The organism is Longitalea luteola (assembly GCF_017356035.1).
Classification (GTDB): domain Bacteria; phylum Bacteroidota; class Bacteroidia; order Chitinophagales; family Chitinophagaceae; genus Niastella; species Niastella luteola.
On record NZ_JAFIQX010000002.1, the window covers coordinates 623,310 to 647,391 of the forward strand.

General features: G+C 45.9%; 23 protein-coding genes. 9 read left to right on the top strand and 14 right to left on the bottom strand.

What is annotated here, in order from left to right; translation table 11 throughout:
* Window positions 1-12: 12 nt before the first annotated feature.
* The 4 genes from JUB15_RS06790 to JUB15_RS06805 all read right to left on the bottom strand — a co-directional run bounded on the left by JUB15_RS06790 (window position 13) and on the right by JUB15_RS06805 (window position 3,133).
* Complete coding sequence (locus JUB15_RS06790; RefSeq protein ID WP_207511603.1) at window positions 13-795, bottom strand: L-fucose dehydrogenase; 783 nt, start codon at window positions 793-795, stop codon at window positions 13-15.
* 5 nt (window positions 796-800) lie between these two features.
* Window positions 801-1,694, bottom strand: a complete 894-nt coding sequence (locus JUB15_RS06795) for an amidohydrolase family protein (RefSeq protein ID WP_207511605.1) — start codon at window positions 1,692-1,694, stop codon at window positions 801-803.
* Window positions 1,695-1,751: 57 nt separating this feature from the next.
* Window positions 1,752-2,111, bottom strand: coding sequence for an L-rhamnose mutarotase (locus tag JUB15_RS06800; RefSeq protein ID WP_207511607.1), 360 nt, complete (start codon window positions 2,109-2,111; stop codon window positions 1,752-1,754).
* A 164-nt stretch (window positions 2,112-2,275) separates the two neighbouring features.
* A complete protein-coding gene (locus JUB15_RS06805; protein ID WP_207511609.1) occupies window positions 2,276-3,133 on the bottom strand; it encodes a fumarylacetoacetate hydrolase family protein in 858 nt (285 codons plus the stop codon).
* 206 nt (window positions 3,134-3,339) lie between these two features.
* Here JUB15_RS06805 and JUB15_RS06810 point away from each other — a divergent pair, with 206 nt between their 5' ends.
* Entirely contained in the window at window positions 3,340-6,708 is a 3,369-nt protein-coding gene (locus tag JUB15_RS06810) for a methylmalonyl-CoA mutase family protein (RefSeq protein ID WP_242696223.1), read from the top strand.
* 60 nt (window positions 6,709-6,768) lie between these two features.
* On the opposite strand, the gene JUB15_RS06815 is transcribed toward JUB15_RS06810, so the two are convergent.
* On the bottom strand, window positions 6,769-7,551 hold the full coding sequence (locus JUB15_RS06815) for a DNA-formamidopyrimidine glycosylase family protein (RefSeq protein WP_207511612.1): 783 nt from the start codon (window positions 7,549-7,551) through the stop codon (window positions 6,769-6,771).
* Window positions 7,552-7,627: 76 nt separating this feature from the next.
* Window positions 7,628-7,822, bottom strand: a complete 195-nt coding sequence (locus JUB15_RS06820; RefSeq protein WP_205508520.1) for a hypothetical protein — start codon at window positions 7,820-7,822, stop codon at window positions 7,628-7,630.
* A 150-nt stretch (window positions 7,823-7,972) separates the two neighbouring features.
* On the opposite strand from JUB15_RS06820, the gene JUB15_RS06825 reads away from it, so the two are divergent.
* Window positions 7,973-9,226, top strand: coding sequence for a DEAD/DEAH box helicase (locus tag JUB15_RS06825; protein ID WP_207511614.1), 1,254 nt, complete (start codon window positions 7,973-7,975; stop codon window positions 9,224-9,226).
* Between the two features lie 13 nt (window positions 9,227-9,239).
* Here the strand turns inward: JUB15_RS06825 and JUB15_RS06830 are convergent, their stop codons facing one another.
* Window positions 9,240-10,457: a DUF763 domain-containing protein gene (locus JUB15_RS06830; protein WP_207511616.1), complete on the bottom strand. Its 1,218-nt coding sequence runs from the start codon at window positions 10,455-10,457 to the stop codon at window positions 9,240-9,242.
* A gap of 695 nt (window positions 10,458-11,152) precedes the next feature.
* Here JUB15_RS06830 and JUB15_RS06835 point away from each other — a divergent pair.
* Window positions 11,153-13,627, top strand: a complete 2,475-nt coding sequence (locus JUB15_RS06835) for an outer membrane beta-barrel protein (RefSeq protein ID WP_207511618.1) — start codon at window positions 11,153-11,155, stop codon at window positions 13,625-13,627.
* Between the two features lie 103 nt (window positions 13,628-13,730).
* On the top strand, window positions 13,731-14,561 hold the full coding sequence (locus JUB15_RS06840; RefSeq protein WP_207511620.1) for an N-acetylmuramoyl-L-alanine amidase: 831 nt from the start codon (window positions 13,731-13,733) through the stop codon (window positions 14,559-14,561).
* On the opposite strand, the gene JUB15_RS06845 is transcribed toward JUB15_RS06840, so the two are convergent.
* The 4 genes from JUB15_RS06845 to JUB15_RS06860 all read right to left on the bottom strand — a co-directional run bounded on the left by JUB15_RS06845 (window position 14,562) and on the right by JUB15_RS06860 (window position 17,443).
* Entirely contained in the window at window positions 14,562-16,106 is a 1,545-nt protein-coding gene (locus JUB15_RS06845) for a sulfatase family protein (protein ID WP_207511622.1), read from the bottom strand.
* A 141-nt stretch (window positions 16,107-16,247) separates the two neighbouring features.
* A complete protein-coding gene (locus tag JUB15_RS06850) occupies window positions 16,248-16,460 on the bottom strand; it encodes a hypothetical protein (RefSeq protein ID WP_207511624.1) in 213 nt (70 codons plus the stop codon).
* Between the two features lie 11 nt (window positions 16,461-16,471).
* Window positions 16,472-16,849: a hypothetical protein gene (locus JUB15_RS06855; RefSeq protein WP_207511626.1), complete on the bottom strand. Its 378-nt coding sequence runs from the start codon at window positions 16,847-16,849 to the stop codon at window positions 16,472-16,474.
* A gap of 12 nt (window positions 16,850-16,861) precedes the next feature.
* Window positions 16,862-17,443 carry an RNA polymerase sigma factor gene (locus tag JUB15_RS06860; protein ID WP_207511627.1) on the bottom strand — a complete coding sequence of 194 codons (582 nt, stop codon included), beginning with the start codon at window positions 17,441-17,443 and terminating at the stop codon, window positions 16,862-16,864.
* 151 nt (window positions 17,444-17,594) lie between these two features.
* Between JUB15_RS06860 and JUB15_RS06865 the strand changes: the two genes are divergently transcribed.
* Complete coding sequence (locus JUB15_RS06865; RefSeq protein ID WP_207511629.1) at window positions 17,595-18,527, top strand: DUF72 domain-containing protein; 933 nt, start codon at window positions 17,595-17,597, stop codon at window positions 18,525-18,527.
* Window positions 18,528-18,578: 51 nt separating this feature from the next.
* On the opposite strand, the gene JUB15_RS06870 is transcribed toward JUB15_RS06865, so the two are convergent.
* The gene (locus JUB15_RS06870; RefSeq protein ID WP_207511631.1) at window positions 18,579-19,862 is read right to left on the bottom strand and encodes a Y-family DNA polymerase; all 1,284 of its coding nucleotides are present in this window, start codon (window positions 19,860-19,862) and stop codon (window positions 18,579-18,581) included.
* A gap of 152 nt (window positions 19,863-20,014) precedes the next feature.
* Window positions 20,015-20,449, bottom strand: coding sequence for a LexA family protein (locus JUB15_RS06875; protein ID WP_207511633.1), 435 nt, complete (start codon window positions 20,447-20,449; stop codon window positions 20,015-20,017).
* A gap of 73 nt (window positions 20,450-20,522) precedes the next feature.
* Between JUB15_RS06875 and JUB15_RS06880 the strand changes: the two genes are divergently transcribed.
* The 3 genes from JUB15_RS06880 to JUB15_RS06890 all read left to right on the top strand — a co-directional run bounded on the left by JUB15_RS06880 (window position 20,523) and on the right by JUB15_RS06890 (window position 23,029).
* Complete coding sequence (locus tag JUB15_RS06880; RefSeq protein WP_207511635.1) at window positions 20,523-21,134, top strand: 2'-5' RNA ligase family protein; 612 nt, start codon at window positions 20,523-20,525, stop codon at window positions 21,132-21,134.
* 26 nt (window positions 21,135-21,160) lie between these two features.
* Window positions 21,161-21,772: a 2'-5' RNA ligase family protein gene (locus tag JUB15_RS06885; RefSeq protein ID WP_207511637.1), complete on the top strand. Its 612-nt coding sequence runs from the start codon at window positions 21,161-21,163 to the stop codon at window positions 21,770-21,772.
* 147 nt (window positions 21,773-21,919) lie between these two features.
* Window positions 21,920-23,029 (top strand): PA0069 family radical SAM protein, encoded by a 1,110-nt coding sequence (locus JUB15_RS06890; protein ID WP_242696224.1) that lies wholly within the window; start codon window positions 21,920-21,922, stop codon window positions 23,027-23,029.
* On the opposite strand, the gene JUB15_RS06895 is transcribed toward JUB15_RS06890, so the two are convergent.
* Window positions 23,026-23,301: a hypothetical protein gene (locus JUB15_RS06895; protein WP_207511639.1), complete on the bottom strand. Its 276-nt coding sequence runs from the start codon at window positions 23,299-23,301 to the stop codon at window positions 23,026-23,028. The two genes, JUB15_RS06890 and JUB15_RS06895, sit on opposite strands and share 4 nt — an antisense overlap.
* A 244-nt stretch (window positions 23,302-23,545) precedes the next feature.
* On the opposite strand from JUB15_RS06895, the gene JUB15_RS06900 reads away from it, so the two are divergent.
* The gene (locus tag JUB15_RS06900) at window positions 23,546-24,061 is read left to right on the top strand and encodes a hypothetical protein (protein ID WP_207511641.1); all 516 of its coding nucleotides are present in this window, start codon (window positions 23,546-23,548) and stop codon (window positions 24,059-24,061) included.
* Window positions 24,062-24,082 lie beyond the last annotated feature (21 nt).

The following is a 24,082-nucleotide window of genomic DNA, read 5'->3' on the forward strand; positions in this document are numbered from 1 at the left end:
GCTGATGATCTATCAGGTCAGTGACCGGTCAAGGTGCGTGTAGCCACCATCAACGTAAATGATCTGTCCGGTAGTATGGCTCGAGCGGTCGCTGAGCAGGAATACCGTCATGTCGGCGATCTCTTCAGAAGTAGTGAATCGTTTTTCGAACGGTATTTTGGAAACGATCTGCGCCAGCTTTTCTTTGGGGTTAGGCAGCGTATTGATCCAGTTCTCGTACAGCGGCGTCCATACTTCGGCAGGGATCACGGTATTTACCCGGATGGAGTAAGGCAATAATTCAACCGCCCATTCGCGGGTCAATGCATTGATAGCGCCTTTTGAAGCGGCATAACCCGATGTGTTGCCCTGGCCGGTATCGGCTACCTTGGAGCCAATATTGATAATATTGCCCTTTGTTACTTTCAGGTGGGGCAATGCATAATGCGCCAGGTTATAAAAATGGCTCAGGTTCTTTTGCAGCGACTGAAAGAATTTTTCTGGTGAACCGCTTTCCAAACCAACGCCGTCATTCACGCCTGCATTATTGATGAGGCCGTCGATGCGACCGAATTCTTTCATCGTAAAATCGATTACTTCTTTACAGGCAGCGGCTTCTGCCAGCTCTACTGCAATATGAGCAGCTTTTCCTTTTGCTTTTATAATTTCATCTACCCTGGCCTGGTTGTCCTCGGCCTTTCTTCCTGCAATTACTACAATACCACCTTCAGCAGCGATGGCACTGCTGATGGCAGCACCAATCCCTTTGGCACCTCCGGTTACAATAAATACTTTGTTGGTAAGATGTAAATCCATGTTAGTTATAAATTATAGAATTGAACGGCATTGATGCCAAATACTTTTTCCCTGTCTTCCGGTGAAAAGTTCTCCATGTATTTCTCCAGCAAACTTTTCCATTGTATATAAATGCCGCTGAGCAACATTACCGGCCAGTCGCTGCCGAATAATAACCGGTTCGGGCCAAATGCTTCAAACACTACATCGAGGTACGGATAAAAATCAGCCGCACTCCATTCTTTCCAGTTCGCTTCTGTGAACAGGCCCGACAGTTTGCAGCACACATTCGGGAACCGGGCTATTTCATTCATCTGCCTTTTCCATTCATCGATGTTCTTGTGACGGATGTCGGGTTTGGCGCAATGATCGATCACAAATGGTTGATCGGGGAATGCCCGCACAAAATCAATGGCCGGTTGCAGCTGGTGATGGAAGATGAGAATATCGTACCGGTAGTTGTATGCCTGTAAAGCGGCAACGCCCCGGCGGAAATTTGGCCTGGCCAGAAAATCGAGGGGCTCGCCCTGTACCACATGGCGATAGCCTTTGATGATGGGATACTGTGAAAAATATTGCAGGCGTTCCCGGATGTTATCGGCCTGCAGGTCGATCCAGCCAACGACGCCTTTGATAATCGGATGCGTTTTGGCCAGTTCAACCAGGAAATGGGTTTCCATTTCTGTTTGCGTAGCCTGTACTGCTACTACGCCGTCAATATTATTTCTTTTAACAACCATCGACAGGTGTTCGGGCAGATAATCCTGCTGTAAGGTCTTCATGGATTTATCTATCCAGTCGTAGGTTTTCCTGTCGTATTTCCAGAAGTGAACGTGTGAGTCGATCACAGCGCCCCCCTCCCGGCCTCCCCCGGATGGGGAAGAGTCGGCATCATCAAAATAATTTTTTATCATTTTCATATACGCAAGGCATATAGTGTTATCAATTTTTGAAGCTCCCCATTAATTAGGGTGTGGCTAGGCTCCCCCTCCGGAGGAGGGGGTTTGGGGGAGGCTAAAGATCTTTTCCATCAATACCCATTTTTCACCTGGTTTGGCCCAGGGAAGTGCCTGCTGGAATTTCCACATCAGCGTTTCCCATTCCTGTACTTTAGGATTGGCGGCATCGGCCTTTGCTTTTTCTGCAAAAGAGAACTGGTCATTGGCCTCAATGATCATGAACAGCCGGTTGCCCGTGCGATAGATATCCAGCACATGAATGCCAGACGATCGAATGCTTTCTACGATCTCGGGCCAGACTTCATTATGATGGCGCTCGTATTCTGCAATTAATGCTGGATCATCTTTGAGATCCAGGGCAAGACAATACCTTTTCATGTTTCTGGTTTTTGGTTTATGGTTTATGGTTGTTCCATTTCGGGCTGGCTGTATGTTTTTCGACCTCATTAATTGGTAAAACGATTCGAAAGAATTCAGTCTGCTGCAATTTGTAAGGGACTAAGAATTTAAAGAACCACAAACCATAAACTATAAACAATAAACTATTTATATGCTACAGCTACCTGTTTGCTGGAGCCTAAACCATCGATACCCAACTCAACAATATCCCCTGGCTTTAAATACACAGGTTCAGGTTTTTGGCCCAATCCAACGCCGGCAGGTGTACCGGTGCTGATAATATCGCCCGGGAGCAGGGTCATGAACTGGCTGAGGTACGATATGAGGAAAGGAATTTTATATATAAGGTTGCCTGAATTGCCGTCCTGCATCTTTTTACCGTTCACATTCAGCCACAGCCGTACGTTGTTGATATCGGCAATCTCATCTTTGGTTACCAGCCACGGACCCAGCGGTGCAAACGTATCGCAGCTTTTACCTTTCACCCACTGGCCATTACGCTCCAACTGAAAAGCACGTTCGCTGTAATCGTTGTGCAGCATATAACCAGCAATGTAATCATTGGCATCTTTTTCTTCTACATAAGAAGCTTTTTTACCGATCACCACGGCCAGCTCCACTTCCCAATCGGTTTTGGTACTGTTCTTAGGGATCACCAGCTGATCGTTGGGGCCGCATATCGCCGTAGTGGACTTAAAGAACACCACCGGCTCGGTAGGCACGGCCATGTTACTTTCTTTGGCGTGGTCAATATAGTTTAAGCCAATGCAAACGATCTTTGAAGGACGGGCCAAAGGAGCACCCAAACGTTCACCAGGATCTACTGCCGGACAAGTTGACTGGTTTGTTTTCAACCACGCGGCTAAACGGGTTATACCATCATTTGTAAAAAATTGCTCGGTATAGTCTTCGCCAAAAGCGCTGGTGTCAATTCTTTTTCCATCGGGTAATTCAATACCAGGCTTTTCCTGTCCTGATTTTCCAAAACGTATAAGCTTCATTTTACCAGTATAATTTTTTGTTGGCCGAAACTATTTCATTTTCACTGCAAACCAAACGAAAAATTCCGGAATCGTTCCCGGAACTTTTGCATTTCGTTATCTGTTTTATGCAGGAAAAGGCTGGTTGATGGGAAGTACAGCATAATGCTAACGGGCATTAGCTTTTTTGACCTAACTTTAGGGCCGATTTTGAAATGCTTGTAAATATGAGTTATACGCCAGTTAATAAAGTAAGGATAGTTACGGCTGCTTCCCTGTTTGATGGTCATGATGCAGCTATTAATATTATGCGGCGCATTCTACAATCGAAAGGGGCCGAGATCATTCATTTGGGTCATAACCGGTCAGTAGCGGAGATCGTTGAATGTGCCATTGAAGAAGATGCCCAGGGCATTGCCGTTACCAGCTACCAGGGAGGGCATGTTGAATTCTTTAAATACATGAAAGACCTGCTGGATGAGAACGGTTGTGGGCATATTAAGATATTCGGCGGTGGCGGCGGCACCATTCTGCCCCAGGAGATCAATGAGCTGCATAATTATGGTATCACCCGTATTTATAGTCCCGACGATGGCCGGCGACTGGGTTTGGAAGGGATGATTGAGGAGGTGATACAGCAATGTGATTTTTCTGTCAATGGCGACCCCACCCATTTTAAAAATGGATTAAAACTGGGTGAGTGGAAAGATATCAGAAAGATCTCCCGCGCTATTTCCAATGCGGAAAATAATGTGAATGGCAAGGGCGCAAAACCGGCTGCCAGTTCCAAAGCCGGCCTTCCCGTATTAGGCATTACCGGCACCGGCGGCGCCGGAAAATCATCTGTTACCGATGAGATCGTACGGCGCTACCTCAATGCATTTCCCGAAAAGACCATTGCTGTTATCTCTGTTGATCCTTCCAAAAAGAAAACAGGTGGCGCTTTGCTGGGCGACCGCATTCGCATGAACAGCATTCACTCGCCCCGGGCATATATGCGCTCACTGGCTACCCGTGACAGCGATGTGGCATTAAGTGAACATGTGCAGGACGCGATCGATGTATGTAAAGAAGCTGCATTCGACCTGATCATCCTGGAATCGGCGGGGGTCGGACAAAGCGATGTTAGCATCCTCGACTATTGCGATGTGAGCCTGTATGTGATGACGCCAGAATACGGCGCTGCCTCACAGCTCGAAAAGATCAACATGCTCGACTATGCCGATGTGATCGCTATAAACAAATTCGATAAAAGTGGTGCGCTGGATGCCTTGCATGATGTCAGGAAGCAGTTTAAACGCAGCCATGGCTTATGGACGGCCAAAGATGATGAACTGCCCGTGATCGGTACCATTGCCGCCCAATTCAATGACACCGGTATCAATGAGCTGTTTGAAAAACTGATGGTCACCATCAAAACAAAAACAGGTGTTGAATTCGGAAAGGTGGAAGTGCATGCCCATCTTAATGATACCACTACCAAATCGCAGATCATTCCACCCAAACGCGTGCGCTACCTGTCAGAGATCGCAGAGAACAACCGGGTGTATGATTCATGGGTGCAGGAACAATGCGCCCTAGCTTCGCAGCTGTACCAGGTGCACGGTACCGTGAAGGCGGGATGTTCTTTATCAGCAGCGGCCCTTGATGAATTGATCGCCATCGAAAAGAACCTGCGGGAGAAATTACATCCCGAATGCAGAAAACTCATTGAACAGTGGCCTGCATTGTCTGCTAAATACAAAGCCGACTTCTTTGAATACCAGGTGCGCGATAAGGTGTTCAAACAACCTATGAGCACGCGATCACTTAGTGGCACCCGGATACCCAGGGTGGTATTGCCTAAATACAACGACTGGGGCGATATTTTAAGATGGCAGTTGCAGGAAAACCTTCCCGGCGAATATCCCTTTACGGCAGGCGTTTTCCCGTTAAAGCGCGAAGGCGAAGACCCAACAAGGATGTTTGCCGGTGAAGGCGGTCCGGAACGCACCAATAAACGCTTTCACTATGTATCGCTCGATCAGCCTGCGCGGCGATTGTCTACTGCCTTCGACAGTGTAACCCTGTATGGTGAAGACCCCGCTCACCGGCCTGATATTTATGGCAAGGTGGGAAACAGCGGTGTAAGCGTTGCAACGGTGGATGATGCAAAAAAATTATACAGCGGCTTTGACCTCTGCGATCCCAAGACTTCTGTGAGCATGACCATTAATGGTCCGGCCCCCATTATACTGGCGTTCTTTATGAATGCAGCTATTGATCAGCAATGCGAAAAATGGATCGAAGCGAATGGTGTATGGTCAATGGTGAATGATAAAATAGCAGCCAAATTTAAACATTTACCCAGGCCTGCCTATTATAATCCGGCTGCACCCGAGCGGCTGCCCGATGGCAATGATGGATTGGGTTTGAAGTTATTAGGTGTATCGGGTGAAGAAGTATTACCGGCAGGGATCTACGAGAAAATTAAGGCAGAAGCCCTGTCCCAGGTGCGTGGTACGGTGCAGGCAGATATCCTGAAAGAAGACCAGGCGCAGAATACCTGTATCTTCAGCACCGAATTCGCCCTCAAATTGATGGGCGATGTGCAGGAATATTTTATACAACAGAAGGTTCGCAACTTTTACAGTGTGAGCATCAGCGGCTATCATATTGCCGAAGCTGGCGCCAACCCCATTACCCAGCTGGCATTTACGCTGGCGAATGGCTTTACGTATGTGGAATATTACCTGAGCAGGGGCATGCATATTGATGAGTTTGCACCGAACCTTTCATTCTTCTTCAGCAATGGCATGGATGCAGAGTACAGCGTGATTGGCCGCGTGGCGCGGCGCATCTGGTCAAAGGCCATGAAGTACAAATACAAAGGCAATGACCGCAGCCAGAAACTGAAATATCATATTCAAACTTCAGGGCGCAGCTTACATGCACAGGAAATTGATTTCAATGACATCAGAACCACCCTGCAGGCCTTATACGCTATTTACGACAACTGTAACAGTTTGCATACAAATGCCTACGATGAAGCCATAACAACACCGACAGAAGAAAGTGTTCGTCGCGCTATGGCCATACAGCTGATCATCAACCGTGAACTGGGCAGCGCCAAAACGGAAAATTTTATCCAGGGCTCATTTTTAATTGAAGAATTGACCGACCTGGTGGAAGAAGCCGTGCTGGCAGAGTTCGACCGTATTACAGAGCGCGGCGGAGTGCTCGGCGCCATGGAGCGGATGTATCAACGTAACAAGATCCAGGAAGAAAGTTTATATTACGAAAGCCTCAAGCACAGTGGTGAATTACCCATCATAGGGGTGAATGCTTTCCTGAATAAGAAAGGAAGTCCCACCGTTTTGCCAGGCGAAGTAATTCGCAGTACTACGGAAGAAAAAGAACAACAGATCCAGAACCTGCACGCATTCTGGAAACGGAATGAAAGCAGGTCGGCGGAGATGTTGAACCGGTTAAAGAAAGTGGCCATCAACAATGGAAATATTTTTGAGGAGTTGATGGAAACCGTTAAGTATTGTTCCCTGGGGCAAATAACCCATGCCTTGTTTGAAGTAGGTGGACAGTACCGCAGAAACATGTAAGTATCGGAATATAATCTAGTTATTGTTCAGCGCAGAAAGCCAGGCAGAACGTTCAGGAGGTTATACTTTCTGGCACTTCTTCCTGGTTTTCTTCTTTGCAGGTTTGACTGGTTTGCCATAAAGCACCTGGCAATTCTCACAATAGAAGGTGCGCCGGTTGGTTTTGCCCAGGGTCTTTTTAATGGCGGGAATATTACATCGCGGACAGGTCTTTTTGGTATGGATGAGCCAATGCTTTTTCAGCACAAATGCTTTTTTCCATTCCAGGAAGTCGTAACTGTAATTACAGGCTTCCCTGATCAGTTCGGTAAGCTTGCGCGGCGGAAGGGCGCCAACGGCGTTCTCAGGATGAACGCGGATCCGGAACAATACTTCATTTTTAATAATGTTGCCAACGCCTGCAAAAATGTTTTGATCGAGTAAGGCATCTACGACCAGTTGATCAGGTTGGGCTTTTAATTTCTTTTTTGCTTTTTTTTCATCCCAGCTTTCATTGAGCACGTCACCGCTCCAGTCATATACTTCCTCAGGGTCTGCATCCAGTTCCCTGATGGCACAGGCATACAGGTACAGGTCGCCGTTACTAAAGTGCAGGTGAAGCCGGGGTACTTTTTTCGTTTCTTCGTTAATGCTGTAAGAACCAAAAAGGAGAAAGTGCACGCGCAGGGTTTTCTTAGGCAAACAGATCAGGAAATGTTTGCCCCAGCTTTTGAAGTCGGTTACTTTCTGGTTTACGAGGGCTTCTTTATCGATTTTACTATTGCCGGTTGCAGACAGGATCTTTTTCCCTACAAAAGACTGTACGGCTTCTTTGAGAATGACAATGCTGGGCCCTTCAGGCATACTGATCGACTATTTATTACAGAATGTTTAACAGTAGAAAAAGAAGTGGTAGCTGTGTACCCAATTCCACAATCTGTTATGTTGCCTTGTCGCGGGTATTGCGGATAAGACCAATACCGGCAAAGAAAAAAATAGCGCCTAAAACACCATATAGAATGATTTGCTTAATGTTATGTGTATTGGCGCCACCGTTCATAAAGTTAACGCCCGCCAGTATAAGTCCCACAATACCAAGCAGTGCAAGGACCATCCCTAAGACTCTTTTTTCCATATAAATGTTTTATTGTTAATATGGCAAAGGGTGTGCCCGGGAGGGCTGGGTGTACATTATTGATTTACATGTCCAAATTCCATTATATTTGCCATTATATAATTTTATCTGCTGGACCATGCTCCGCAAACACCTAAATACCATTTCATCTTGCGCTTTACAGAATTCGGTTTTCACCCTGATCTATTAGAAGGCATAGAAGCCTCCAATTACGAGAATGCTACTCCGGTACAGGAGCAGGTAATACCACCCATCCTGGCTGGAAAAGATATTATAGCCTCTGCACAAACCGGTACCGGAAAAACGGCCGCTTTTCTGCTGCCCCTTATCCATCGCCTGCTCAGCCACCGCATTGAAGGGCAGGTGGGTGCGCTGGTGATTGTGCCTACCCGTGAGTTGGCGATACAAATTGCCCAACACCTGGAAGGACTTGCGTACTTTACCAATCTCAGTTCAATTGCCGTGTACGGCGGAAATGATGGAAGTAATTTTGTGGCCGAGAAAAAGGCGCTGCAAACCGGTACCGACATTGTTATTTGCACACCCGGCCGCATGATCGCCCACCTGAACATGGGATATGTACAATTTAAACAATTACAGTTCCTGGTGCTGGATGAAGCCGACCGTATGCTCGATATGGGCTTTTCAGATGATATCAATAAGATCATAGCAGCCCTGCCTGCCAAACGGCAAACCTTGTTGTTTTCGGCTACCATGCCCGAAAAGATCAGGCAACTGGCAAGGAAGATCCTCACCAATCCGGCTGAGATCAATATTGCCATTTCAAAGCCGCCGGAAAAGATCGTGCAGAAAGCCTTTATAGTGTATGAACCGCAAAAACTACCGCTGTTAAAGGATATCCTCAAAAATGTTCCGTTCAAAAGCGCCCTTGTCTTTTGCAGCCGCAAGCAAAGTGTAAAATCATTGGTGCGTGAATTGCAACGGGCCCGTTTTCAGATCGCCGAAATACACAGCGACCTTGAACAGGCGCAACGGGAAGACGTTTTGAATGGATTTACCAGCGGACGTATACCCATACTGGTGGCAACCGATATCTTGAGCCGTGGTATCGACATCGATACCATCGACCTGGTCATTAATTACGACGTGCCACGCGATGCAGAAGATTATGTACACCGCATCGGCCGTACGGCCAGGGCCGAAGCAGACGGTATGGCCTTCACCCTCGTAAGCCAGGCGGAACAGAATAAATTCGCCATCATTGAAAAACTGATCGGCAAGGAAGTAGAAAAGGCGGCGGTGCCGGAGGAGTTCGGCAGCACACCTGAGTATAAACCGCAGCTTCGCCAAAAAAATAATGGCGGTGGAAAAAGAAGGTATTATAATCATGGTAAACCGCAGGGCAACTCAAATAAGGGAAGGCCAAGGGGGAATAAAGCGTAAAGGTAGAGTGCTCTTAAAACAACCTCAACTGCACACCCTTCGACGCCTTTCTCGTTGGTGGTTGTGCTTTGCCCATTACCGTTCTGCCGCCATAACGCCATGACTCGTTACGTTCCTTTTCAATGAGCTGCTCGAAATTATCGTTGGGGATGAAATTCTCTTCTGCTTTTTGCGCCAGTTCCGTCAATTTCTTTATAGCCTGCAGTTTATCGCTTTGGCCGATCTTCGCTTTCTGTACAGCAGTGTGTAATGTATGAATGGTTTCATCGTATACTTTGGTGGGAACAGGGAACGGATGTCCGTCCTTACCACCATGTGCAAACGCAAACCGGGCCGGGTCTTTGAACCGGGTATTCGTTCCATGAACGACTTCGCTTACCAGCGCCAGTGATTGCAGCGTGCGGGGCCCCATACCTTCCAGCAATAATAATTCTTCAAAATCAGCCGGACTTTTTTCATGCGTTAACCACAACATGGCGCCCAGTCTTTTCAGGTCAACATCCTTCGCGCGCACATCGTGGTGGGCTGGTAGTACAAGTTGTTGTATTTCTGATAAGAGTTCGTTGGGCGATTCTTTGGATAAGGTCAATATGCCTGAACGGGCAGGCGCTGCTTCTTTATCGACCAGGTTGAGAATACTGGATGATTGCAAACCACAGATGGCCGTGTGCGGTTCATTGACGAATGACTGCAACTGCTGGGAGTGCCAGTGATAACGCCGCGCCGTGCCGGTGTTGTCATTCATCCCCTGTTGTATCACTGCCCATTGTCCTTCATTACTCACAATAAAGTTATGCAGGTATAATTGAAAACCATCCTGGATGGCGGTGTTATCGACTTTGGCGCTCAGCTTGCTGGCGTGAACCAGTTGCCGCGCATCGAGGCCGGTCTGTTCACCAATGGCCATTAACTCATTGGGCACCTGGCGGGAATGTTTGCCTTTTCCGCCACAGATATAAATACCCAGTTCTTTTGCATGCGGATTGATGGCCTTCTTTAATGCACCTAATACTGAAGTGGTAATGCCTGAAGAATGCCAGTCCATACCCATTACAGCGCCGAGGCTTTGGAACCACCAGGGGTCGCTCATTCGCCTGATCCAGTCGGCTTTTCCGTATTCCATGAGCACTACCTCCGTGATGGCCAGGCCGAGTTTGGCCATACGTTCAGCCAGCCATGGCGGAACGGCGCCATAGTGCAAAGGGAGATCAGCAGTGCCTGAGCGTTTCATAATGCTAACAAAGTTAGTAAATAAAAAGGCATAAAGGCAAAAAGGGGCTTGGGGACAAGCGCAGGGGAGTGACCAGCCCGGTCACTCCTTGCCATACTTATTTTTCTATGCCTGTGGATCAGAGGGGCCTCATCTTTTTTCCGGTTTGGGTTTTCATCTGGTTACAACGACGATCACAAGGCCTGCTGGCAATCGCCTGCAACCAACAAGGATATTATGCTACCGGGGCTCCCTGGCAATGGGATCTGTTATCCCTGATCTCCTGCGCTCTGTTAATGAACAAGCTGTGGTGTTCGAACTAACGATACTCAAAACTAACAGGTAGTCTTTTATGTTATGCATCCATGTGTGTGAACTGCGGATTTATGCATGTGAAACCAAACTTTCGGGGTGGTGAAATGCAGGAGATAAAATAAACATATAATGAAGAAGACTCTGCAACAAACATGCTCATGTAAAGATCAGTGATGCAAACAAACAATTGTAAGTAATGGGAGGGATAAACGATTTTTTGCTTTAATGATGAAACATTTATTATTCTACCTGATAAATAGAAAAATATTACAACAACAAATTATAACGTTGCTATGTTATAACGCAACCGTTAATAGTAATTATTTACCGTTTGTGTAGACGGTAGCAACATACTGTAACACACAAATACTTTTGCCGACTAAACTGCAAATATTTTATTCATGAAAAAGTTGATTTTGTTAGCATTGCCTATGTTGTTTTGTGCAGCTATGACCAAAGCACAACAGGTTACAGGTAATGTTAAAGATGATCAGGGAAAGGCCTTATCGGGAGCAACTGTAGCACTTAAGAAAATAAAAGACTCAGCATTGGTGAAACTGGCTGCTACGAATACAGCAGGTCAATATTCATTTACCGGAATTACTGCGGGAACTTATTTTGTAGCTGTATCCTACACTGGTCATATTGCAAAAAATTCAAGAGCGTTTGATGTAAGTGGCACTGCTGATGTTACAGCACCGGATGTGGCGCTCACCAAAGCTGCCGGTCAGCTGAAAGAAGTGGTTGTAGCCGCCCGCAAACCCATGGTTGAAGTGAAGGCCGATAAAACCATTTTAAATGTAGAAGGAACTATTAATTCAGTAGGCCAGGATGCCCTGGAACTGTTGCGCAAAGCACCCGGCGTAGTAGTTGATAAAGACGATAACCTTACGTTAAGCGGTAAAAGCGGAGTTCAGGTATATATAGACGGGCGCCCGACACCGCTGACCGGAAAAGACCTGTCGGATTATCTCAAAACACTGCAGTCTTCATCCGTTGAAGCCATCGAGATCATAACCAACCCTTCAGCCAAATACGAAGCAGCCGGTAATGCCGGGATCATCAATATCAGGCTGAAAAAGAATAAGTCGTTTGGAACCAATGGCTCGGTAAATGCGGGTTACAACCAGGGTATTACACCAAAATACAACGGCGGCATTTCATTGAACCACCGCAATAAGAATGTTAACCTGTTTGGTAATTACAGCTATAGTGACAATACCAATGAGAACAATATCAATTTACGCCGTGAGGTTCTGGATACGTTGTTCGATCAAAGGTCAAAGTTGAATATCGACAACAGGAGCCACAATTTCAAGGCAGGTATGGATTATTTCATTAATAAGAGAAGTACAATAGGCATTATGGCCAACGGTTCTTTCTCTGACATGGACCTTAATAACTATAGCCGTACCGATATCTCTTATATGCCAACGAAACAGCTCGACAGGATCCTGGTGGCCGATAATACAAATAAGAATATTAAGAATAACATTAATGGCAACCTGAATTACCGGTATGCCGATTCTTCCGGTCATGAGCTGAATATAGATGCAGACTATGGCGCTTACCGCAATAAAAGCGATCAGTTTCAGCCTAACTTCTACTCTGATCCGAATGATAACCCTACCTACAACCGGATATATCACATGTATGCGCCAACAGATATAGATATATACAGCGCTAAAGTGGATTATGAACAGAATTTCAAAAAAGGACGTTTGGGCCTGGGCGGTAAAATATCTTTTGTTGAAAGCAGCAATGATTTTGACCGGTACGATGTAGATGATATTATTTTAAGGAACGAAACACTGGATACTTCGCGTAGTAATAACTTCCTTTATAAGGAGAACATCAATGCAGGGTATATCAATTACAACAGGCAGTTCAAAGGGTTTATGATCCAGGCTGGTGTGCGGGTTGAGCATACGCATGCCACCGGCCGTTCCCAGGGGTTTGCCTGGAATGGGACTGAGTATGTTGAATACGATTCAACGTTTACCCGCGATTATACGAATGTGTTTCCAAGTGCAGCCATTACGTTCAATAAAAACCCGATGAACCAGTTCAGCTTTACGTTCAGCCGGCGTATCGACAGGCCTAACTACCAAAACCTGAATCCTTTTGAATTCAAGCTCGATGAGTATACTTACCAAAAAGGAAATACCGAACTAAGGCCGCAGTACACCAATAGCTTTGGTATCACCCATACCTATAAATACCGCTTGAATACTACCTTGAACTATAGCCATGTAAAAGATATCTTCTCGCAACTGGTTGATGTGACTGAAAAATCAAAATCTTTCGTCACCCAGAAAAACCTGGCAACGCAGGATATCGTGAGCCTGAATATCAGCTATCCGTTCCAGTATAAATGGTATAGCATCTTTGGTAACCTGAATGCTTACTATTCACATTACAAGGCTGATCTGGGCGTTGACCGTAAAGTTGACCTCGATGTGTATGCCTTTACCTTCTTTGCACAACAAACCTTCCGCTTGGGCAAAGGCTGGACGGGTGAAATGAGCGGTTTTTATTCTTCTCCCTCCATCTGGCAGGGAACGATCAAGAGCAGTAAGATCTGGAGTATAGATGGTGGAATATCAAAAACTGTGTTAAAGGGCAATGGAACAGTTAAAGCATCTGTAAGCGATCTTTTCAGAACCCTGAAATGGAGAGGAACGAGCGATTTTGCCGGTCAGCATACATTGGCCAGCGGTAATTTTGAAAGCCGCCAGTTGAAACTGAACTTCACTTACCGCTTTGGTAACAGTCAGGTGAAAGCGGCCCGTCAACGCAAGACCAGCCTGGAAGAAGAAAACAAACGTGCAGCCGATGGTCAGGGTGGTGGAATAGGCGGTGGAAGTCCGAAATAAGTGTAGCTTCAATAATAAGAAAATCCTTCCCACACCGGGGAGGATTTTTTTTGCTTATCAATTCTTCCCTACTTTGCAGGCATTGTAAATAAAACCGTTCACTATGCGTGTATTTGCAGGTTCATTGTTATTTGCACTAACAATTTCAGCATTCGTATTCAGTTGTGCGCATAATCCCTACGCCAAAACCAATAAGCTATATAAGAAGCAGGCAAAACAATATGCCAAAAACCTGCGGCCCTTTCCCAACAGACTCTATCTTGATTCAGCCATCATGCCGGCATATGTGGCAGCTACTACCAACTTCGATCTGCGCCGGCCGAATTTTGTGATCATCCACCATACGGCCCAGAACTCCTGTGAGCAGACGCTGAAAACGTTTACACTGCAACGTACAAAGGTAAGCGCACATTATGTTATATGTAAAGATGGCACCATACATCATATGCTGAACGATTACCTGCGCGCCTGGCAGGCGGGTGTAAGCAGGTGGGGCAACTTTTCTGATATCAACAGCAGCAGCATTGGTATCGAACTGGATAATAATGGAAGCGAACCATTCCCCGAATCACAGATCACGAGTTTGATAAAGTTGTTGGATACATTGAAGAAAAGCTATTCCATTCCAACGGCCAATTTTATTGGTCATGCAGATATAGCACCCGGCAGGAAAGTAGACCCGAGCGCTTATTTTCCCTGGTATACACTGGCACAACGTGGTTTTGGGTTATGGTACGATACCACAGCAGTAGTAGTACCGGAATACTTTAATGCGACCCAGGCATTGCGCATCATTGGTTATAATGTTACCGATACCCTGGCGGCCATCCGCTCCTTTAAATTGCATTTTGTTCCGCAGGATACGCTGCTGATACGGTCTTTAACCAACGATGATAGAAAGATCTTATATGACCTGTCGCGCAGGTATCAATAATTAATTTAATTCACCGGCCGGTTCATGATCATCGTACTCATCCCGTAATTTTTGCAATTCTTTTTTTAACCGGTTCACCAGCGACTGGTGTTTGGCAGAACGGATCAGGTTCTTTTGTTCCCGGGGGTCTGTATGCAGGTCGTACAATTCCCATTCGTTTACTGTATAAAAATAGATCAGTTTATACCGGTCGCCTCTTATGCCCAGGTGCGGTAATACGGTATGATCCTGCGGATATTCGTAATAATGATAATATAGATAAGGGCGTTTGAGATCGGGTTTTTTACCGGTGATCACCGGTACCAGGCTTTTGCCCTGCATCGCTGCCGGGATCGGCGTTCCTGTTATATGCAGGATGGTAGGTGCAAAATCAATATTCTGCGCCAGCATAGTACTGGTAGTGGCCGGCCTGATCTGTTGGGGCCAGCGCATCAGGAGTGGGGTTTGCATACTTACATCGTACATGAACCGTTTGTCGAACCAACCGTTTTCGCCCAGGTAAAATCCCTGGTCACTGGTGTATATAACAGCGGTGTTCTTCGTGAGGCCCGATCCATCGAGGTAATTCAGCAGCCTGCCCACATTCTCATCAATGGAAGCCACACAGGCGAGGTAGTCCTGCATATACCATTGGTATTTCAGTTTTAACAACTCATTGCCCCGCGGGCGCAACTGTTGTAATTGTTTGCCCCGTTCGGCATAGATGGTCTTGATCCGGCTGCGGTCGGGTTCGGGTATCCGGTTCATCATAGCGTGGTAGTAGGCAATTTCTCCCTCGTCAGGCTGATTGTCTGCATCGCCCTGTAAATAAGCCGGATCAACTTTGAGGTCGCTGCATAATTTCATATTACGCAGGATACTCATGGTTTGAATATGCCAGGCGCTGCCGCGACCGGCGGTATCAGTATACAAAGTAGCAGGCTCGGGAAATGTTTTCTTATGGTATTGCTCCAAAAATTTCAAGGATGGGTTGAAATTGCGGTGAGGCGCTTTGTAGTGTAACAATAATACAAATGGCTTGCTGTTATTGCGTTGCCTGAGCCACGTTATGGCCTCATTGGTGGTTACATCCGTCGCATAACCATTCAGGGTAATGGTATCGCCCTGCATATTAATAAAGCGTGGATCAAAATAAAGACCCTGACCAGGTAATATTTTCCAGTAATCGAAACCAGCAGGGTAAGAGTGCAAATGCCATTTACCGATCACTGCCGTTTCATAACCGGCCTGTTGTAAGATCTTGGGCATGGTCAACTGGCTGCTGTCGAACCGCGTATAATTATCTCTTACCCCGTTTTTATGGGAATGCTGTCCGGTTAGTAAGGTAGCCCGGGCCGGACTGCAAATAGAGTTACCCACAAAACAGCGGGTAAACCGGATACCTTCCTGCGCTATCCGATCCAGTGAAGGCGTTTGCAGCAGGCTTTTATCATAAGCGCTTATTGCCTGCGCATCATGATCATCGCTCATGATATATAAGACATTGGGACGCTGGGCGAAGCCATGAAAGGACAACAGCATGCAGATCAATGATAGTAATTTCATAAGCAGCTATTTAAACAAACGCGCACCCTAATGCGGAACGCACAAATACACTATTTGCGTCAAGCGTTCGTCATTTAGCGTTTAGCGTATTCTTATGAAGTTACTACGATTGTAAGCTATAACCGGGAATTTTAAAAGGAATTATTGCAGTTCCTCACAAAAATAACCCGCCCGCTGCAGGGTCGCTTCCACGGAACGTGGACTCAATTCATTGGATTCAATACGGAGGATCCTGTCTCTATCATCCAGGTCAACATTCCACTTTGCAATTCCCCGCAGGTTATTGATATGTGGTGTTACAGCGGTGATCTGCTTTTTAAATCGAAGATTGGTTTTAAAAACAAGCACTTCCATAACGTATAGGTTTACTTATTCTCATCCGGTTGTTCAGTAGCTGAGCTTCTGTCATAAAACCGGCCCCAGCCGCCGCAACGGCTCTTCCATTCGTTTTTGAACTTTTGTTTTTCTTCAGGCGTCATGTGCTCCCATTTTTCCATCATATTTTGCCGGAAGCGGTTTTTGAACTGCTCTTTCTTATGGTGAAAGCCACCAAAACCACTGAACAATATTTTTGATAATACCAGTATTCCCAATGCCTGCCAGAAGGTAATGGTTTTTACACCCAGTACTTCGGGTAATATGGCATTCCAGATGCTCATTATTATAAAGCTGAACAACATGACAAAAGCTGTACAGAATACCAGGATCATAACAGCTTTGCCAAACCAGAATCTTCGTTTCATGTTACACGTTGTTTAATAATTTAATAATTCTTCTTTCAACGCACTCAGCCGGCTGCGCAGGTGTAAAACTGCGTAGCGTTTGCGGCTCAGCAGCGTATTCACCGTTTCGCCGGTTTGTTCGGCAATTTCCTTAAATGGTACTCCTTCCAGTTCATTCAATATAAAAACCTGCTTTTGTTCTGCTGGTAATTCATTCAGCGCATTGTTCAATTCCTCCCAGAAAAGATTTCGCAGGTAGTCTTTTTCCGGGTTGTCGCTGGCATCGAACAAAAATTCACTCCAGTTAAGTCCGCTTTCCTCGCCTTCTTCTTCACCAAACAGGTCTTCCAGCGCCTCGGGACGTTTTTTTCGTTGCCGGTCGATGATCTTATTCCTGGCTACTGTAAACAGCCAGGCAGTCATTTGCTCAATAGGCTGCGTGTTACCAATAAACTGGTAAAACACATCCTGCAAGATGTCTTCTGCATCGGCCTCATTATTTACCCGTTTGCGGATAAAGCCCATGAGGCGTTTGCTATAGTCGGTAATGACCTGCGTAATATTGCGTTTCCTGTCTGCCGTCATGCCGGGTGCTATCGTCAGCGTCTCCTTCATGTATTATACCTGGGTGAGACGACCAGCGGATAGTTATATTTTAAAGATGAAGCAAAAAGTTGAAAAGTTGATTAGTTCACAGGTTGACCAGGCAAAAAATGCTCTCAACTCGTTAACTTGTAAACTGGTTAACTCGTTAACTTAACTGAATATGAAGTTTGGAAAACTGCCTGAAAGTGAACTAAATACAGTAGATTTTGCTTTGCCGCCCGAGCCTCCAGGCAATCAAAAGGTATTAGGCGGGATTAAAAAAGACCCGGTAAAAATTCATATTGGCTGCCCGCTATGGGGGGTACCAGGGTGGATCGGAAAAATTTATCCCGCGAAGGCCCGGGAAAAAGATTTTCTGGCCAATTATGTACAGCATTTCAATGGCATTGAGTTGAATGCCACGCATTATAAAATATACGATGAATCCGCCATTGCCAAATGGGCTGATAAAGCCAATGGCCGTGATTTTATATTCTGTCCCAAGCTGTTCCAGGGAGTTACCCACCAGGGCGGCCTGCGGGGTAAGGAAGGCATGCTCACGGAATTTTTGCGTGGAATAAAAGCGTTCAAAGAACATTTAGGGCCGGTGTTCATGCAGTTGAGTGATTCATTTGGACCGAACCGTAAAGAAGAGCTGTTCAGTTTTTTAAGATCATTGCCGAAAGAGGTAACCTTTTTTCTGGAGCTGCGTCATCCTGACTGGTTTGCACAGGACGCTGTGCGCAAGGAGTTATTCAATACGTTGTATCTGCTCAAAACAGGCGCTGTTATAACCGATACGGCTGGCAGAAGGGATTGTGCACATATGCACCTCACCATTCCCAAAGCATTCGTTCGTTTTGTGGCCAACAGCCTGCACCCCACCGACCATCCGCGGCTGGATGCATGGATAGCCCGCATCGTAACCTGGATAGAACAGGGTTTGCAGGAACTCTATTTTTTTGTGCATATGGACGATGAGCTGTATTCACCGGAACTGATCACTTACTTAACCGATAAGCTGAATGCCGCTTGTGGCTTACAGTTACCGCAACCGCATTTTATTGCGGCAGAAGGCCAGGCAGCCGGGTCGCAGATAACTTTTTTTGATTAAGGTGTGCCAAACTTTCAAAGTGCGGCCACCTCGAGCCTGTTGTCTGTTGATTCAGCTTACTTCGTACAATTCTTCCCAACGGGTGGTATATCGCTTGCTGCGTAACTCCTGGCGCATTTTCCAGTTACGGGCTAATCCGGAAGCCGCAAACTTCAACACGTCATCGCGCATACTAAAATTGATATTATCCATCATATCCATCAGGAGGCGTTGGTATTTCTGCGGGCCGGGCGTAAACAGATTTCCCTGGATAGAAGCGTCGGGCTCGAGTCCGGCCAGCATAACGCCCGCCTTTTTATACACTTTTCCCTGTTCATATAAAGATTCAACCAGTTGCACCGCCGGTTTAATTAACTCCGGTGTACTGCTGGTAGCCGCCGGCAGGGTAACATGTGAGCTAACAGTAGCGCCCCGCCTGAAGCTTACTTCATAGTTCTGTTCGCGCGGAACAATGAATACACTGATCACTTTAGCAGCGCTATGTTGCCGGCGCAGCTTTTCGGCTGCCCTAGAAGTATAGGTGGCGATCGCTTCTTTAATATCATTGAGATCGGTAACCGGTTGACCGAACATGCGGGTGGTGGCGATCATCTTTTTATTAACGAGCGGCTTTTCCATTTCCCGCGATGGCAGGCCATTCAATTCCCTGATCAACCGGGCGCCAACAATTCCGCCCAGGTTGGTATAGGCCCATTCTTCGGGCATGGCGCTTAATTCCCATGCGCTGGTAATGCCGAGATCGATCAGTTTTTTTTCATACGCCCAGCCAACACCCCATACATTGTTAACCCTGGTCTGTTTCATGGCGATCACCTGTTCTTCCCGGGTAGCCAGCACTTTTACACACCGGGTGGCCTCTTTGTTTTTCTTGGCCAGGTAATTGGCCAGTTTGGCCAGTGTTTTTGTAGGCGCCACGCCGATAGATACGGATATGCCGGTCCATTGTTCAACGGTTTTACGGATGTTCATGGCTGTATCATAAAGAGCTTCCAAAGGCACATGGCCGAGGTCTATAAAAGCTTCGTCAACAGAATACACTTCTACTTTACTGGCATCGCCCAGCAAATGCCGGAGGGTTTCCATTACCCGCCAGCTCATATCGCCATATAAATTGTAGTTGGAAGAAAAAGCGGAAATGTTATGTTGCTGGATCAGCGGTTTGGCCTCAAAATAAGGTACGGCCATACCCACGCCGGCAGCTTTCGCCTCGTCGCTTCTGGAAACGATACAACCATCGTTATTGCTTAAAACCACTACTGGTTTATGCTGCAGATCGGGCCTGAACAGCCGTTCACAGGAGCAGTAGAAACTGTTGCAATCAACAATTGCTTTCATAACAAGTGTTTTTTCCAATTCTTAAAGTACCATAGAAATGCGTTTCGGATTTGGAGCCCCGACTGTCCTGCCCGGGACGCCGGGGCTCAATAACAATAGGATGGCTTAATGGAATGGTTTAATCAGTTTATGCTTGAATAACAGCGAAGTTTTTACAAGGAATGAATGCTGTAGGTAACAACACCCCAGATACCCAGGGAATCACAGGATGCATCTACTTCAATGGTTGCATGTTTTGGCGATTCGGCGAGTAGTCTCACTTTGTTGAAAGTTTTTTCGAGCCGCCGGATCAGCATTTCCCCATTGAGTGATGCAACTACCACCTTACCGCTTTCAGCTTTCAAGCTGCGGTCTACTATTATGGTATCACCATCATAGATACCCGCGCCCGTCATGGCATCGCCGCGGATCCGCATGAAGAATGTAGCCGGTTTATTGTGGATCAATTGTTCATTCAGATCAATGCCCCGTTCCATATAATCATCAGCCGCAGCGCCAAAGCCCGTAGCATCGGCGGTTTTAACATCCTGTTGCGAGAACTTTTTGGTTCCCCGGTACGATGTTTCATTAAAATATTCCCCCTCCATATAATTTAATTTTTGATGTACTAAATTATTTAGTAAATTTATACTAAATTTATGATCCAATAAAAAATGTTTTATGAATACCAGGTTAGCTAAAAACACGCCTTTTGACTGGAATAGCAGCAGTCACCGCGAGTACCGGTTGGTCATTTATCCCGATGCTCCTGTGTACGAAAAGATTATGGCGGAGAAACAGCGGTTCCTGACGAATTATGGTGTAGAAACGGCAAACTCCTTTCCGTATATAAAGGTGGCGGGTTTTTATGCAGGAGAAGGTATGGAGGAAACATTGATCCGCTGGATCCAGCGGATCTGCAGTCAGTTTAGCAGTTTTGACATAACACTTAATAATTATAGCGGCTTTCCGCAACACAGCATATACCTGCGTATTCAGCATCCGCAGGCGTTACAGCAACTGGCCACCCAATTGAAAACGCTCGACGGTCATGTACAGGCCATGGCAGCGAATAGCTTTGAGCGTATCCCGAATATAGTCCTGGCCAATGAACTGCCTGAGCCGGTTTATCAGCAGGCAATGCCCGTGTATTCCCGCAAAACATTCAGGGCCCGCTTCATGGCAACTGAACTGGTGTTATTAGGCCGTGACCATCCGTATGCTACCAGCAAAACTATAACTGTGTTCCGCTTTTTACCAGCTAACCATAAATCCTACAGCGAAGTGGCCTGATCATTATTCAATCCAAAAATTAAGTTATGAAAATCAATATTCAGTCTATACCCGGTTGCAGGATCAACGAATACATGTTGATATTGAATCCGCATGAAGAATTGAGGAACAAGATCGCTAAAGTGAGAACTGAATTTAGTGAAAAGTATAAAAATACGGCTGCCCTGATCAGTAAGCCGCATATTGCGCTGGTACGGTTTACGCAACTTGAAATGATGGAAGAGCGGATCATAAACCGGCTGAACGTGATAGGCATGGGATTTCAGCCATTTAAGGTATCATTAAAAGATTACGGAAGTTTTCCTTCGCATACCCTTTTCATTAATGTTACCACCAAGGTCCCTGTTAATAACCTGGTTCGAGAAATCCGCGCCGATCAACGGCTTATGAAACTGGATAATGAGCACAAGCCGCATTTTATTGATGAGCCTTATGTAGTGATCGGCCGCAAGCTATTACCCTGGCAATATGAAAAAGGCTGGCTTGAATATTCACACCGCCAGTTTACCGGTTCTTTTATCGCCGATAATATGTTATTGCTGAAACGCCGGTTGGGCGACAGATCATGGCAAATAGCAAAACGTTTTGATTTTATGAATTTACCCGTTACGACAAAACAAGGGGAGTTATTTGTATAGTCCATGCTTGAAGTGGTGTTGTTTCAGTCTTTCAAAAAAATGACCACCTCCTGACCCGCATTGGCGGGCAGGAGCGTCGTACGGGCATTTGAAGCGAACATCACCCGTGAAGTGAGTGTGAATATGGGTAAAAGTTAAAATACAGCAATGAAAGAGATAAAACAGGACAGCTACCGGATTGCGCCGCGAAAGATGCAGGAAAATGAACAATACAAAAAAGGCCGCGGCGCCCAGCTGAATACCAGGAATCGTTTTTTGAAAGACCAGCATGTGCAGGAGCATGTGGAGGGTATCGATGACTGGTCGGAAAAGCAGGAACCCACTCAATACATTGAACAGGAAGCCAAAACCTTGGTGAATAAAGTAACCAGTCCAGATGTAGGCATGTGGTATAGCATGAACCCCTATACAGGCTGTGAGCATGGCTGCATATATTGTTATGCCCGCAATACCCATGAGTATTGGGGTTATAGTGCAGGTCTTGATTTTGAAAGAAAGATCATTGTAAAGACCAATGCATCGCAGTTGCTGCGTAAATTCCTGATGAATCCCAAATGGGAATGTGTTCCTATCAGTTTAAGCGGAAATACCGACTGTTATCAGCCGGCCGAACAAAAATACCGGTTGACCAGGTCTTTACTGGAAGTGTGCAGGGAATTTAACCAGCCGGTAGGTATTATCAGTAAAAATGGCGGCATGGTGCGGGATCTAGACGTTTTAAAAGAAATGGCCAGAAAGAAACTGGTTTCCGTACTGGTCACCATCACCTCATTGAATGAAGATCTGCGACGGGTAATGGAGCCACGAACCACTACGGCAATGCAGCGATTGAAGCTGATCCAGGAATTGAGCCAGGAAGGTATCCCCGTGGGTGTGATGATGGGTCCCATGATACCCGGCCTCAATGAGCATGAGATGCAAAGGATCATGAAAGCGGCCAAAGAGCACGGAGCCAGATCTACTGCATATACTTTCGTCAGGCTGAACGGTTCTGTTAAGTTATTATTCCACGACTGGCTCTATAAAAATTTTCCCGACCGGGCCGATAAAGTATGGCACATGATAGAGCAAAGCCATAATGGCCAGGTGAATGATTCTCGATGGGGCGTACGTATGCGTGGCGAAGGCGATATTGCTGAGATCATAGCACAGCAATATCGCAAATACGGTAAACTATATGGCATGAACACGGAAGAGCTGGATGTGGATACCTCCAGCTTCAGACGTCCAGGTGTTCAGGGCAGGTTATTTGATTAAGGATTAATAGAAGCCTGCGTCCTTTTATTGGTAATAATGTTTTGCAGTACTTCTTTGGTGCGCACAATGTTTTTGCAAAGGCTTGCAATTTCGCGCGCATTCTCCAGTAGATTAAGTTGAGCAAGGGACTGTTCCAGTTCCTGAATTTTTCCTCTGTAATAATATTCCATTACTTCCACTGAATCGGCCATTATCATTTGAAAAGATTCGGGGGCAATGTCCTTATCGGACGCATGATTAGAATTGCTTTTGAAGGAGTGTTGCTGTCTCATGACATTAGAATTAAAAGTTATAAATGGTCAATTGGGCCGAATGCTTCTCTATCGTGACTGGTTTCTCTACTGTTACCTGGAGGGGTGATCGTTGAGCCAAAGTTGCTATTTATTGCCTTGACAGGCAAGCGTTAAAGTACCAAAATATACAGGTAGTAGCCATAGTTAAATTAAGTAGTTCTACGGATTTTGGCACAGGCATTAACGAATACCTTTAGCCACCCGTTTAACCAAAATTTTATTTATGGCAACCAACCTTAAAAACGCTCTATTCATTAACCCTTATGTACTGTTGTTCTTTGCATGCGCCATGTTCATCGGTTCCTGTAAAAATGAAGAACCAGGAAAAGACCTGGTATGCATCAGCGTTCCGGAAGACACGTCTGCGCTGGGCAGAAAAAATCATTTTATTCCGGTGATGAGCATCGACATTTATGAGAAGGATTTCAGAAATACCCGCGACAGCCTTAAAAGATCGTTTCCTGACCTGTTCATACCGGATAGCGAAACATTCAACAAAGCTTCCATCGTTGAATTCTTTCAAAACCCGAAGGTGGTAGGGCTCAAGTTCTATTATGGAATTAAACCCGGTCCTGAAAAGAAAAAAGCATTGCGAATAATGATAGTAGGTGTTGATTCAGCAGGTAATAACGTATACATTAGAGATAAAAAAGGCGCCCTTGCAGCACAGGCTGGTGGTGAGAATGGCGGTTTGGAATATGGCCAGTGTAACCCGCCCTGTGATGGCCTGGAGCCATAGTGGAATGGTTTTCGAAATTAA